Origin of the sequence: Shinella yambaruensis (assembly GCF_022899355.1) — a bacterium.
Taxonomy (GTDB): Bacteria; Pseudomonadota; Alphaproteobacteria; order Rhizobiales; family Rhizobiaceae; genus Shinella; species Shinella yambaruensis.
Map to the genome: position 1 here is coordinate 535,856 of NZ_JALJCK010000003.1, position 13,559 is coordinate 549,414.

The following is a 13,559-nucleotide window of genomic DNA, read 5'->3' on the forward strand; positions in this document are numbered from 1 at the left end:
CATGACGACAACCCTCATCCGCGGACGCCTGCTCTCCTTCCTCCGCCGCCCGGTCGCGATCGACGATACGGCAAGCTATCGCTACGAGGAGGACGGCGGCCTGCTGGTGGAGGACGGGAAGATCGCCGCCGTCGGCCCCTATGCGGACATGCGCGCGGCTGCGCCCGCCGAGGTGGAGGAGATCGACCATCGCCCGCATCTCATCCTGCCCGGCCTCATCGACACGCATCTGCATTTCCCGCAGATGCAGGTGATCGGCTCCTATGCCGCCAACCTCTTGGAATGGCTGAACACCTATACCTTCCCGGAGGAATGCCGCTTCGTGGAGAGCGAGCATGCCGCCCGCATCGCCCGCCACTTCTACGACGAGATGATCCGCCACGGCACGACGACCGCGGTCGCCTATTGCTCCGTGCACAAGACCTCCGCCGACGCCTATTTCGCCGAGGCGCTGAAGCGCGGCATGTGCATGGTGGGCGGCAAGGTGATGATGGATCGCAACGCGCCGCAAGGCCTGCTGGACACGCCCGAAACGGGCTATGACGAGACGCGCGCCGTGATCGCCGAATGGCACGGCAAGGGCCGCAACCATGTCGCCATCACCCCGCGCTTCGCCATCACCTCGACACCGGCGCAGATGGAAATGGCGGCCGCGCTCGCCCGCGAATTCCCGGACCTCCACATCCAGACACACCTTTCCGAAAACCACGACGAGATCCGCTTCACCCGCGAGCTCTATCCCGATGCGCTCGACTATACGGATGTCTATGCGAAACACGGCCTGCTGGGCCCGAAAAGCCTGTTCGGCCATTGCATCCACCTCTCCGAGCGGGAAGCGGATGCGATGAGCGAGGCGGGCGCCGTCGCGGTGCACTGTCCCACCTCCAACCTCTTCCTCGGCTCCGGCCTCTTCCCCCTCAAGGCGCTGTCGCGCCGGGAGAGGCCGGTGCGCATCGCCGTCGCGACGGATGTCGGCGGCGGCACGAGCTATTCGATGCTGAAGACGATGGACGAGGCCTACAAGATCCAGCAGCTGCTCGGCGAGCGGCTGAACCCGTTCGAGAGCTTCTACCACATGACGCTCGGCAATGCCGAGGCGCTGTCGCTCGAGGACCGCATCGGCACGCTGGACGCCGGCACGGACGCCGACTTCGTGGTGCTGGATGCCGCCGCCACACCTGCCATGGCGCTGAAGATGGAAGTGGTGCGCTCGCTGGCGGACGAACTCTTCCTGCTCCAGACGCTCGGCGACGACCGGGCCGTGCGCGAGACCTACGTAGCCGGCAAGCCCGTGAAGGCGGTGCTCTAACTGCCGCGATAGGTGGAGTAGCCGTAGGCCGAGAGCAGCAGCGGGACGTGGTAGTGGCTCGACGGATCTGCGACGCCGAAGCGCAGGGGTATGCGGTCGAGGAAGGCGGGATCGGTGGTGACCGCCCCCGTCGCGCGCAGATAGTCGCCGGCGTGGAACACCAGCTCATAGGTGCCGGCCATGAAGCCGACGCCCTCGACCAGCGGGGCGTCGACGCGCCCGTCGCTGTTCGTCACCCGGGTCACGATGTGCTGGTGCTCGCCGTTCTCGATCCAGAAGAGATCGATCGTCAGGCCGGCCGCGGGCTTGCCGAGCGCGGTGTCGAGGACATGGGTCGTAAGGCGGCCGGGCTTGTTCATGGGTTCCTCAGGGATGCTCGATGATGAAGGGCTCGTCGAAGAAGAACTCTTCCAGGTTGACGCCGCCGCCGAGGCGGTCGACCACGAGGAAATCGCTCACCGCGTCGAGGGTCATCAGCGGATGGTGCCAGACGTTGCGGCGATAGTTGACGCCCTGACGCCCCCCGGCGCGGAAGACCTGCGGCCGGCCCGGCCTGCCGCCCTCGTCCGCCGCCACCACGACCAGCCAGGGCCGGTCGTCGATCGGCGAGAAGCTCTGGCTGCCGAAGGGATGGCGCTCCATCATGCCGACGGCATAGGGGAAGGCCCTTGGGCTGCCGCGGAAGAGGTTGATGATGACCTTCGCATCCTCGCCGACGGCCTCGGCCTCGGCGAGCGCATGGTAGCGCTCGGTATTGCCGCCGTTGATATGGCGCATCGTGGCGGGATCGGCCTCGATCACCGTGCCGAAGGGGGCGAAGGCTTCCTGGGTCAGGGGCCGGATCGTCAGTTTCTCAGCCATGAGACAGCCCTCCCGGGAAGAGGAAGGGCGGTCTTTGGTGGTCGGGCATGTTCATTCTCCGGGGAGAGCAGCGGTCAATCTGAGGAGCGCGATGCGCTCCACCTGGGTTTTGGCGGTTTCGAACTCCGCCGCCGCCGTGTTGCCGATGCGGGCCTCGAAGGCGGCGAGGATGTCGTCCTTGGTAAGCCCTTTCACCGCAATGATGAAGGGGAAGCCGAACTTTTCCGTATAGGCGGTGTTGAGCTCGGTGAAGCGGGCGTGCTCGGCCGGAGAGAGCCGGTCGAGGCCGGCACCGGCCTGCTCGTTGCGGCTGTCCTCCGTCAGCTCGCCGGCGATCGCCAGCCTGCCGGCAAGATCCGGATGGGCACGCAGCACGCCAAGCTGCTCGGCCTCGCTCGCCGTGCGGAAGGCCTCGACGAGCGCGGCATGCACGCCCGCTGCCGTCAGCGGCAGGGCGACGGCGCCGGCATCGAGCGCGCGCTCGGCGATGAAGGACGAATGCTCGAAGACGCCGCCGAAACGGGCGAGGAAATCGGCCCGGTCGATCATGCGCCCTTCCCCTTCGACGGGTGGTGGTTCTCGATCCAGTGGCGCGCGATGTCGATGCGCCGCGGGATCCAGATCTTCTCATGGCCGAGCACGTAATCGACGAAGCGGGCGAGCGCGGCGGCGCGGCCGGGCCGGCCGACGAGGCGGCAGTGCAGGCCGATGTTCAGCATCTTCGGGCTGCCTTCGGCGCCCTCCTGGTAGAGCACGTCGAAGGCGTCCTTCAGGTAGGTGAAGAACTGGTCGCCGGTGTTGAAGCCCTGGGGCGTCGCAAACCGCATGTCGTTGGTTTCGAGCGTATAGGGGATGATCAGGAAGGGCTCGCCGTCGAGGCCCGGCACCCAGAAGGGCAGGTCGTCCGCGTAGGAATCGGAGGAATAGACGAAGCCGCCCTCCTCCATGACCAGGCGCAGCGTGTTGCCGGAGGGCTTGCCCTGGTACATGCCGAGCGGATGGGAGCCGGTCAGCTCCTTGTGCAGGCGCACGGCCTCGCGGATGTGCTCGCGCTCTTTTTCTTCCGAGAAGTCCTTGTATTCCAGCCAGCGGTAGCCGTGGCTGGCGATCTCCCAGCCGGCTTCCTTCATGGCGGCGACGGCTTCCGGGTTGCGCGCCATGGCGAGCGTCACGCCGTAGACGGTGGTCGTGACGTTGCGGCTGGTGAACAGGCGATGCAGGCGCCAGAAGCCGGCACGCGAGCCGTATTCGTAGATCGATTCCATGTTGAGGTTGCGCTGTCCCGGCCAGGGCTGCGCGCCGACGATTTCCGAGAGCAGGCACTCCGACGCGCCGTCACCGTCGAGGATGCAGCTTTCGCCGCCCTCCTCATAGTTGATGACGAACTGCACGGCGATGTTGGCATCGCCCGGCCAGCGCACCTTGGGGGGCGTGCGGCCGTAGCCGATCAGGTCGCGCGGATAGGTCTTCTCAGTCATTCGATCACCTCGACAATGGGCGGAACCGGTGCAGCGGACGGCCGGAAGCCGAATTGAATCCGATGCATACCCTCATGAAAGGAACCATTACCGCCTCGGCCCGTTTCCTGTCCATCACAAGCAAGGAGAAACACCTATGGCCATGCAGGATGCAAACATTCGCGAAACCCAGGATCTGATCGCCAGCGACAAGGTGGAGGGCACGAGTGTCTACGGGGCCGACGGCAAGCATATCGGCTCGGTGGAGCGTCTGATCCTCGACAAGCGCAGCGGTCACGTCTCCTACGCGGTGCTCAGCTTCGGCGGCTTCCTCGGCCTCGGCCAGGACCACTACCCCCTGCCCTGGGCGAAGCTGAGCTATGACGAAGGCCTCGGCGGCTATCGCGTCGACGTGACGAAGGAGCAGGTCGAGCGCGCACCGCACTATGAAAGCGATGCCGAATACGACTGGAACCGCCGCAACGGCAAGGTGATCCACGACTATTACGGCGTGCCGCCCTACTGGATGTAAGCACGGGTCACATCCGTCCGGCTTCCTCGAAGTGGGCCGCGACGGTGAAGGAGGGCGGTACGCCAAGCGTGCCGCCCTTGATTTCGTCCAGCACCGCGCGCGCCAGTTCATGCGCCAGGCCGAAGCTCACCTTGAAGCCGCCGGTCATCAGGCTGACGGTCGGGTGATCGGGATGGCGGCCGACCATCGGCTCGCGGCCGATCGCCTTGGGCCGCAGCCCTGCCCAGCGCTCCACGACCGGCGCTTCCGCCAGAACCGGCGCCATCTGCCGTGCCCTGGCGATCAGCGCGTCGAGAAGCCCGTCAGTGCCGGAGGGATCGGCAAAGCTGTTTTCGCTGGTGCTGCCGATAGCGATGAGGCCGTCCTCATGCGGCACGATGTAGAGCCCGTCGGCAAAGATCACCGGCAATGCCGGATCGACGGGCGCCCGAAGCAGCGCCGCCTGCCCCTTCACCGCGCTCCCCACCGGCCTTGCCAGCGGGGGAACGAGCGGCGCGAGCAAGGCGAAGGTCTCGATGCCGGCTGCCAGCACGCAATGGCCGAAGGCCAGACTGGCGCCATCCTCGAACCGGGCGATGCCATTCGCCGGGTCCAGCGCGGAAAGCCCCGCGCCTTCGCGGATCGTGACATTCGGCAGGCGCGCGAGCGCGGCCCGCAAGGCCGCGAGCAGCGCGCGGGGCGCAAGGCGGGCGGCGAGATGATCATGGACGAGCCCCGAAGCCATCGCCGTTTCCGCCGGCCATCCCGCGACGGGGGACGCGTCCAGTACCTCGAAGGCGAAGGTGCGGCCGGGCATCGTCCAGACGGAAAGCGCATCCTGCGCATGGCGGAGCGCGATGGCGCGGTTGTGGGGCTTCGGAAGGGGGATGAGGCGGCCGGAGCGGCGATAGCCCGCGGAAAGCCCGGTTTCGGCCTCCAGCGCTGCGATCTCCGCCTCGAGCGAAACCAGCGCGGCGAACTGGAAGGCCTTCTTGGCGTTCCAGCGATCCGGCAGATGCGGCATCAGCGCGCCGAGCACGCCGCCGCTGGCGCCTGCGCCGATCGCCCGCCGCTCGGCAAGGTGCACGGACAGGCCCTGCCGGGCGGCAAGAAGCGCGGTCCACAGGCCCATCACCCCGCCGCCGGCGACGATGAGGTCCACGGCCGGTTGACCGGCGGCCTTCCCGCGATTATCGGCATTCGCCATGGCTGACCACAATCCTGAAAACACGCCGCAGACCGAAGCCGTCCTCGATTGGCACGACGGCGATATGCCCTATTCCCGGGCCTTTGACGACCACTTTTATTGCCGCAGCGACGGCCGGCTGGAATGCGGCCATGTCTTCCTCGCCGGCAACGGGCTGCCGGACCGCTGGCAACGGAAAGCACCTTTCCGCATCGCCGAACTCGGCTTCGGCACCGGCCTCAACCTCTGCGAGACCTGGCGGCAATGGCGCGGAACCGCGCCGGAAGGCGCAAGCCTCCACTTCACCTCCTTCGAGCGTTTCCCCATGGCGCGCGCCGATATCGCCCGGGCACTCGCGCACTGGCCGGAAATCGAGCACGAACGCACGATCCTGGCCGACAAATGGCCGGATGCACCGGCCGGGCGCGTCGAGATCGACCTTGCGCCCGGTGTCCGCCTCACCGTGGTCTGCGGCGCGGCGCTGGAAAGCCTCGGGAACGAGACGACACCCTTCGACGCCTGGTTTCTCGACGGTTTCGCGCCTGCGCGCAATCCGGACATGTGGTCGGCCGAGCTGATGGCGGCGGTCTTCCGGCTGACCGTTCCCGGCGGGCGCTTCGGCACCTATGCGGCGGCCGGCTTCGTGCGGCGCAACCTTGCTGCCGCCGGTTTCGTCGTGGAACGCCGGCCGGGTTTTGCGGGAAAGCGGGAAATGCTGTGCGGGGAAAGACCGGTCGGCTGAACGCTCACGACAGCGTGCCGGTCACGGCGTCCCTGCCGCTGCGCTTCAGCCAGCGGTCGAGCTTTTCTTCGAGCTTCTCGATGCTGATCGGCTTCGTCAGGTAATCGTCCATGCCCGCGGCCAGGCAGTCCTCGCGATCGCCATCGAGCACATGGGCGGTGACGGCGACGATCGGCACCCGGCGGCCGGAGCCGCTTTCGATCGCGCGGATCGCACGGCTCGCCTGCAGACCGTCCATCACCGGCATGGAGATGTCCATCAGGATCATGCCGGGGCGGGACGCGCGGAAAACCTCCACCGCCTCCTGCCCGTTTTCCACCAGCCGGAAGCGCAGGCCGGAGGCCATCAGCATCTGGGTGAAGAGGATCTGGTTGACCTCGTTGTCCTCGGCCACGAGGACATCGAGGATTTCGCCTTCGGCGGCCGCGACCCCGGAGGTGGCCGCATGCGGGCGCAGCGGCAGGACCTTGCCCTCGCCTGCGCCTTGCGCCGGAGCCTTCGTTCCGCGCATCGCCCGCAGCACCTCGGACACCGTCTCGCGCAGCAGGTCGGCCCGCACGGGCTTCATGAGATGGGCCTGGATATCCGGCGAGGCGAGCAGCCTGTCATCGGCCGGCAGGGTCATGGATGTGAGCATGATCACAGCGATGCCGGCGGTTCGAGGCCCTTCCCGCAACGCCCGCACGAAATCGAAGGCACGCTCCGGGTGGTAGTCGAGCAGGACGGCATCCACCGAGACGCCCATGTCGCCTGCCGCGGCGAGGACGGCAAGCGCCTCCGTCTCGGAGCCGACGGCGGTCGCGTCGAAACCCCAGTCGAGCAGCATGTCGTGCGCGGCCTTGCGGGAGAGGTCGTGCCCGTCGACGACGAGGATGCGCGCGCCCGGCGCCCTGGCCGGCACGATGCGGGCCGGCAGGGCGGCGACGGCGAGCGCCATCGGCAGGCGCACGGTGAAGGCCGAACCGCTGCCGACCTCGCTGGTCGCCGTGAGCGTGCCGCCGAACAGGCGCGTCAGCCCGTCGGTGATGGCGAGGCCGAGCCCGGTTCCCTCGTGGCGGCGGGTCGAGGAAGCGTCGACCTGCGAGAACTTCTCGAAGATCGATTCCATCTTCTCGGCCGGAATGCCCGCCCCCGTATCCTCGACGCGGATGATGATCTCCACGCCGCCATCCCCGCCTGTCTGCGCGGAAAGATCGATGAGGACATGCCCGCGGTCGGTGAACTTGACGGCGTTGCCGACGAGATTGGTGACGATCTGGCGGAAACGGCCCGCGTCGCCCATCACCACGGCCGGCATGTTGGCAGCGCCGCGCACGACGAGCTCGATGTCCTTCTCCGCCGCCTTAGCCGACAGCAGCGTCGCGACATCCTCGATCGCCTCCACCGGATTGAAGGCGGTGGCACGCAGCGTCATCTGGCCGGCATCGATCTTCGAGAAGTCGAGGATGTCGTTGATGATGGTGAGCAGCGCATTGCCGGACTTCACCATGATGTCGATGAAGGTCTTCTGCCGCGTATCGAGGTTCGATTTGGCGAGCAGCTCCGCCATGCCGAGCACGCCGTTCATCGGCGTGCGGATTTCATGGCTCATATTGGCGAGGAACTCCGACTTCGCCTTGTCGGCCGTCTCGGCGCGGGTGACGAGGCGGCGCAACTCGTCCTCGCGGCTCTTGAGGTCCGTGATGTCGGAAAAGACAATGACGTCGCGGCCGCGGCTCGTCGGGGTCACGTCGAGACGCAGCCAGCGCTGGTAGCCGCTGAAGACCGTCAGCGACGCCGGCTTGCCGGTGAAGAGGATTTCCCCGAACCGGCTGGCATCGACGGGCTCCTCGCCGAGGAAGCCGGCGATGTCACGGTCGATGCAGCTTTGCAGCACGTCCTTGACGAGCGCGCCCGGCTGCAGCAACTCGCGCGGCATGGCGATCATCGCGGACAGCGCCTCGTTGGAAAGCACCACCACGCCGTCCTCGATGATGAGGAGGCCCTGGCTCATCGAGGAGACCGCGTCCTTCACGAGGCTGCCGACCTCCTCGAGGGCGCTGCGGGTCTCCAGCACCTCGCGCTCGCGCTCGCGCCGCTCGGTGATGTCGATATAGGTCAGGAGGCAGCGGCCGCCGGAGATCGCACAGCCGGCCTCGATCACCGTCCGGCCGCTGGCATAGGCGACCTCGCGCGCCGGCGTCTCGCCAGCCCGGATACCGGAAATGCACGCCTCGTAGGCCTCGGCAAGCGTCCCCTCTTCCCCGTAGGCGCCGCCCTGCGCCTGCTGGAAGCGCAGGAGATCGCCCAGCGGGCGGCCTTTCATCGGCGGCAGCGCGCCATCCCACAGCTCCTCGAAGGCGCCGTTCACCAGTTCGATATTGCCGGCCACATCGACGACGACGATGCCGACAGGCAACGATTCGACGATGCTTTCGAGGTCCGCCTTGGCGCCCTCCGCCTCGCGTTGGGCGTCGATCAGCTGGCCTTCGCGCTTCTTCAGCACCGTGGTGTCGGTGATCGAGCCGATGAGATAGCGCTTCTCGTCCAGCGTCGTGACGCGGCAGAGACGCGAGATCGTCGGCAGCACCGAGCCGTCCGGCCGGACATGATCGATCTCGGCTTCAAGCAGCTCGCCGGTATCGAGCACGAGCTGGTTCTGCGCGTGGAACTTCTCGCCCTGCCCCGGAAACATGTCGAGCGTGGTGAGGCCGAGCAGTTCTTCCGGCTGGCGGCCCGTCAGCGCGACATAGGCGCGGTTGGCGAAGATCATGCGCTGGTTCTCGTCGCGCATGAAGCTTGCGACCGGAAGCTCGTCGAGCAGCGCCCGGTAGAGGCTGATCTCCTGCGAATGCTGCTTCAGCCGCCCTTCGCTCTCCTTCAGCGCCGTCACGTCGAGGCGCAACGCAACGAAGGTGCCATCCGGCCGGCGCTGCGTGACGAGGCGGATCCAGCCGCCGGCAAGGCGGACGACGCATTCGTGCAGCGGCAGGTCATAGCAGGCAAGCCGCGCGGCGACCCAGTGCTCGCGCTCGTCCTCGGACGTGTGTCCCACTTCGATATCGTGCAGCGCGCGCGTGAGCGCGGCGAGGCTGACGGGGCCGTCCGCAAGCGTGCCGACGAGCAGCCGGTAGAACTCCCGCATGCTGCGATTGGTGTATCGCAACCGGTTGTCGGCACCGAAGACGGCGACCCCCGCCCCGAGCGCATCGAGCGCATCCTCCACAGGCTCGCCAGACGCGGCATCGCCGCGCTCCCCGGCCGCTGCGTCCGCCAGCCGCGCCGCAACGCCATTCAGATTGGCGGCGGCACAGATCGTGGCGGCCGTCCCCTCGACCGAGGGCGTGAAAAGGCCGACGAGCACCGAGAGGGTCGGGGAGATCCGCTCGCGCTTCATGGCGATATCGAAGCTGCCGCCGCCGAAGGGGTGCAGATAACGGGCCCGCTCGGGGTTTCCGAAGATCAGGCAGCGGCGTTCCGGATCGTCGCGGTCGCCATGGCCCGGCGCCTCGCCGCTTTCGTCGCTGGTAAGGCCGATCATCTCCGCGGGACCGTGGCCGAAGAGGCGCGCATAGGCCTCGTTCACCGCCAGATAGCGCAACTCGCTGCTTTTGACATATGCCGGATACGGGTGTTCGCGAACGCGCGCACAGGCCGCCACCAGCAATTCGTCTTGAGTTTCAGCCACGCCACGCGCTCCCCGAAGCAGGACGGAGGGAGAGATTCATACCCCTCGGGGGGTACCACTAATCCTTGAACGGATGGTTAACCTTTCGTTGCCGGAAGTGACGCATCTAGGAAGGCGCATCCCGAAACCGCTTATCCACCAGGGCATTTGGCTGTCGCAAATGGCGGAGCATGCCGTTGCAGGACATGCGACAAAAGCGCGAGGCAAACCAGACCGGGGCTGCGCTGCACATGGGCGACGTGATCAAACTCGAAAGTCACCTCGAACAACCGGAGGCGTCCGAGACGCCCGTCGAGCGCCGGCGCCGCAGCGGCGGGCGCAGCGCAGAGCGCATCCGCCGGCCGACGGCCACCTCCAGATACCTCAATCTCGTTAACACGACGGCTTCCTCCACGGTGCTTTCCGAGGATGCGCTGGAGGCCGTGCATCAGGCATCGCTCACCATCCTCGAAGAGATCGGCATGGACATCATCCTGCCGGAGGCGCGCGAGCGCATGAAGGCGGCCGGCGCCGAGGTGACGCCCGGCACGGACCGCGTGCGCTTCGACCGCGGGCTCATCCTGGACATGATGGCCTCCGTCCCGCCCGCCTTCACGATGCATGCGCGCAATCCCCTGCGCAATGTCGAGATCGGCGGCAACAACCTCGTCTTCGCGCAGGTTGCCTCCGCCCCCTTCGTCGCCGACCGCGACGGCGGCCGGCGCGCCGGCAACCAGGAGGATTTCCGCAAGCTGGTGAAGCTCGCCCAGTCCTACGACGTCATCCACACGACGGGCGGCTATCCGGTCGAGCCGGTCGACATCCACGCCTCCGTCCGCCATCTCGACTGCCTGTCGGACCTGGTGACGCTGACCGACAAGGTGTTCCACGTCTATTCGCTCGGTAGGCAGCGCAATCTCGACGGCATCGAGATCGCCCGCATCGGCCGCGGCATCTCGATGGAGCAGATGGAGCGCGAGCCCTCGCTCTTCACCATCATCAACACCTCCTCGCCGCTGCGGCTCGACGGGCCGATGCTGCAGGGCATCATCGAGATGTCGTCGCGGGGTCAGGTCGTGGTGGTGACGCCCTTCACGCTAGCCGGCGCCATGGCGCCGGTGACGATCGCGGGCGCCGTCGTGCAGCAGAATGCCGAGGCGCTGGCCGGCATCGCCTTCACGCAGATGGTGCGGCGCGGCGCGCCGGTCATGTATGGCGGCTTCACCTCCAATGTCGACATGAAGACGGGCGCGCCCGCCTTCGGCACGCCGGAATACATGAAGGCGGTGATCGCCGGCGGCCAGCTCGCCCGCAAGTACAACATCCCCTATCGCACCTCGAACACCAATGCCTCCAACACGCTGGATGCACAGGCCGCCTATGAATCCGCCTTTTCCCTCTGGGCGCTGACGCAGGGCGGCGGCAACTTCATCATGCATTCGGCCGGCTGGAGCGAGGGCGGCCTGACGGCCTCCTTCGAGAAGTTCATCCTCGACGTGGACATGCTGCAGATGGTGGCCGAATATCTGGCGCCGCTCGATGTCAGCCCGGACGCGCTGGGCATTGAGGCCGTGCGGGACGTCGGCCCGGGCGGCCACTTCTTCGGCACGCCGCACACGCTCGCCCGCTACGAGACGGCGTTCTACGCCCCGATCCTCTCGGACTGGCGCAATTTCGAGACATGGACGGAAGCCGGCCGGCCGACCACCTACGATCATGCCAACCGGGTCTTCAAGGAAAAGCTCAACGCCTACGAGAAGCCGCCGCTCGACCCGGCGATCGAGGACGAACTGGAAGCGTTCGTCGCCAAGCGCAAGGAAGAGGGCGGCGTTCCCACGGATTTCTAAGGGTTTTCTCCTACGACCTCAGGCATCGAACATGATGGAGCGGACGGAGGAGATCAGCTTCTCCGTCGGCAGGTTGGAAAAGTTCTTGTCGATCTCGGCCATGGTCAGCGTGCGCGACTTGTCGGAGAGCTTGTTGCGCAGGTCGCCGAGCGTCTGCGGCGCGGCGCAGACCACGAGCCGATCGAAGGCGCCTTCGGCGGCGTAGTCGTCGATGCGGCCGGCGACTTCCGCTGTGAACTTCAACTGTTCCTCCCGCACGGGATCGCTCGAATATTCCATGGCGGAACGGCCAGGACCGACCGAGGAATGGCTGCGGCCGGGCTTGTCGGCCATGATGTCCTGCGCCTTCTTCGGCTCCCAGCGAAAGACCTCCTGCTCCGGGCTCTGCTGGCCATCCTTCAACAGGTTCACCCCTTTGAGCAGGCGGGCCTGGTTGCCGTCAGCGGCGAGAATCCAAGTCGTAGCGGTCATGTTTCACTCCCGTAGCGAGGTTCATGGACAGGCAGACGAATCCGCCCTGCGCAACATCCAACAGGATTGTGGCAGGATGCGCGTTGATCCAACGCAACGGCCGGGCGCATGTTCCGGGTGGCATCGATAACGAACCTGTTGGAAAGCGGTGTCCGTCCCCTATCCCCGCGCCGCCATGGTTCGCTAGGGTACGGCAAAGGACAGGAGAACCCCGTGGCCGAACCGCTGAAGAACCTGCTGCATCCCGGACTGGTGAAGGAGATGGCGGAGCACGTCTCCCGGGCCGCGCCGGATTTCGACGCGGACCGCTTCACGCGGCTTGCCACGGACGGCATGGCGGCGCTGGAGCTGATGCAGCGCGCCGAACGGATCAAGGACGCGCTGGTGCAGACGCTGCCCGCCGACTATGCGGCCGCTGCAAAAATCCTTCGAAGGGCACTGCCGCAGGAGGAGGGCCCGGGGCTTTCCGGCTGGGCCCTGCTGCCGGTCAACCAGTTCGTCGCGCAACAGGGCCTGCAGCATTTCGACCTGTCGCTCGCCCTCCTCAAGGCATTGACGCCGCATTTCACGGCGGAATTCGGCATCCGCCGCTTCATCCATGCCGAGCAGGACCGGGCGCTTGCGGAAATCTCGGGCTGGACGACCGATCCCGATCATCACGTCCGCCGGCTTGCCAGCGAAGGCACCCGCCCGCGCCTGCCCTGGGCGATGCGCCTGCCGGCGCTGGTCAGGAACCCGGCCCCGGTCCTGCCGATCCTTGTTGCGCTCCTCGACGATCCGGAAGACTATGTGCGCCGCTCCGTCGCCAACAGTCTCAACGACATCGCCAAGGACCATCCGGCCCTCGTCGCCGATTTCGTCGAGCGGCACATCGAGGGCGCCTCCGCCGAGCGCCGGCAGTTGCTGCGCCATGCCTCGCGCACGCTCCTGAAGAAGGGTGATGCGAAGGCGCTCGCCAATTTCGGCTTTGTGGCGGCCAGGGGCATCGGCGCGGCCCTCACCCTTGCTGCCCCCGCTATCGTCTTCGGCGACAAGCTCGGCTTTTCCATCGTGGTGACGAACGCGGATGCGGCGCCACAGCGGCTGATGATCGACTATGCGATCCACCATGTGAAGGCGAACGGCACACTGGCGCCCAAGGTCTTCAAGTGGAAGCAGCTCGACCTGTCGGCCGGCGCCAGCCAGACGATCGGGAAGGATCATGCGATCCGGGCGATCACCACGCGGCGCTACTATCCCGGAAAACACCGCATCGAGATCCTGATCAACGGCACGGTCTGCGCCGCGGCCGACTTCGACCTGCACATGGCGTAGGGGCAACTCTTTTCGCACCTGCGAAAACTAAGGCTTGACTTTTCACCACAAAACAACGACATGAGCCGCAGCGTCGCCCTTCGGCCGCCGCGTGAGCGAGCCTGAGATTTCCCCGCAACGGGATACGAAGAAGGACAAGCGCAAGAGAACGATCCGCCTCCCATTTGCGGATGACTGCGCAGACGACTGCCAACCAACCCACAAGTTCCCAATTC

At 66.7% G+C, this 13,559-nt stretch carries 12 protein-coding genes; 5 read left to right on the forward strand and 7 right to left on the reverse strand.

All coding sequences use genetic code 11. The annotated features are described in order from the left end of the window. Position 1: 1 nt before the first annotated feature. A complete protein-coding gene (guaD, locus tag MUU56_RS09770) occupies positions 2–1,309 on the forward strand; it encodes a guanine deaminase (RefSeq protein WP_244767107.1) in 1,308 nt (435 codons plus the stop codon). Here the strand turns inward: guaD and uraH are convergent. The 4 genes from uraH to puuE are packed head-to-tail and all read right to left on the reverse strand — an operon-like array spanning position 1,306 to position 3,648. Further along, positions 1,306–1,668 (reverse strand): hydroxyisourate hydrolase, encoded by a 363-nt coding sequence (uraH, locus tag MUU56_RS09775; RefSeq protein WP_244767108.1) that lies wholly within the window; start codon positions 1,666–1,668, stop codon positions 1,306–1,308. The two genes, guaD and uraH, sit on opposite strands and share 4 nt — an antisense overlap. A 7-nt stretch (positions 1,669–1,675) precedes the next feature. Then, complete coding sequence (locus MUU56_RS09780; RefSeq protein ID WP_244767109.1) at positions 1,676–2,170, reverse strand: ureidoglycolate lyase; 495 nt, start codon at positions 2,168–2,170, stop codon at positions 1,676–1,678. A gap of 51 nt (positions 2,171–2,221) precedes the next feature. After that, positions 2,222–2,719 carry a 2-oxo-4-hydroxy-4-carboxy-5-ureidoimidazoline decarboxylase gene (gene uraD, locus MUU56_RS09785; RefSeq protein ID WP_244767110.1) on the reverse strand — a complete coding sequence of 166 codons (498 nt, stop codon included), beginning with the start codon at positions 2,717–2,719 and terminating at the stop codon, positions 2,222–2,224. Beyond that, on the reverse strand, positions 2,716–3,648 hold the full coding sequence (puuE, locus tag MUU56_RS09790) for an allantoinase PuuE (RefSeq protein WP_244767111.1): 933 nt from the start codon (positions 3,646–3,648) through the stop codon (positions 2,716–2,718). Before puuE ends, uraD begins: the two co-directional genes overlap by 4 nt. 136 nt (positions 3,649–3,784) lie before the next feature. On the opposite strand from puuE, the gene MUU56_RS09795 reads away from it, so the two are divergent. Beyond that, positions 3,785–4,159 carry a PRC-barrel domain-containing protein gene (locus MUU56_RS09795; RefSeq protein ID WP_064330851.1) on the forward strand — a complete coding sequence of 125 codons (375 nt, stop codon included), beginning with the start codon at positions 3,785–3,787 and terminating at the stop codon, positions 4,157–4,159. Between the two features lie 7 nt (positions 4,160–4,166). Here the strand turns inward: MUU56_RS09795 and MUU56_RS09800 are convergent, their stop codons facing one another. Then, a complete protein-coding gene (locus tag MUU56_RS09800; RefSeq protein WP_244767112.1) occupies positions 4,167–5,345 on the reverse strand; it encodes an NAD(P)/FAD-dependent oxidoreductase in 1,179 nt (392 codons plus the stop codon). Between MUU56_RS09800 and mnmC2 the strand changes: the two genes are divergently transcribed. Next, positions 5,344–6,066 carry a tRNA (5-methylaminomethyl-2-thiouridine)(34)-methyltransferase MnmC2 gene (mnmC2, locus tag MUU56_RS09805; RefSeq protein ID WP_244767113.1) on the forward strand — a complete coding sequence of 241 codons (723 nt, stop codon included), beginning with the start codon at positions 5,344–5,346 and terminating at the stop codon, positions 6,064–6,066. The genes MUU56_RS09800 and mnmC2 overlap by 2 nt on opposite strands. A gap of 4 nt (positions 6,067–6,070) precedes the next feature. Here the strand turns inward: mnmC2 and MUU56_RS09810 are convergent, their stop codons facing one another. Further along, positions 6,071–9,733: a PAS-domain containing protein gene (locus MUU56_RS09810; RefSeq protein WP_244767114.1), complete on the reverse strand. Its 3,663-nt coding sequence runs from the start codon at positions 9,731–9,733 to the stop codon at positions 6,071–6,073. Positions 9,734–9,963: 230 nt separating this feature from the next. On the opposite strand from MUU56_RS09810, the gene MUU56_RS09815 reads away from it, so the two are divergent. Continuing rightward, positions 9,964–11,559, forward strand: coding sequence for a trimethylamine methyltransferase family protein (locus tag MUU56_RS09815; RefSeq protein WP_244767167.1), 1,596 nt, complete (start codon positions 9,964–9,966; stop codon positions 11,557–11,559). A gap of 18 nt (positions 11,560–11,577) precedes the next feature. Here the strand turns inward: MUU56_RS09815 and MUU56_RS09820 are convergent, their stop codons facing one another. Next, positions 11,578–12,030 carry a host attachment protein gene (locus MUU56_RS09820; RefSeq protein ID WP_244767115.1) on the reverse strand — a complete coding sequence of 151 codons (453 nt, stop codon included), beginning with the start codon at positions 12,028–12,030 and terminating at the stop codon, positions 11,578–11,580. Between the two features lie 213 nt (positions 12,031–12,243). On the opposite strand from MUU56_RS09820, the gene MUU56_RS09825 reads away from it, so the two are divergent. After that, positions 12,244–13,344: a DNA alkylation repair protein gene (locus MUU56_RS09825; protein WP_244767116.1), complete on the forward strand. Its 1,101-nt coding sequence runs from the start codon at positions 12,244–12,246 to the stop codon at positions 13,342–13,344. Positions 13,345–13,559 lie beyond the last annotated feature (215 nt).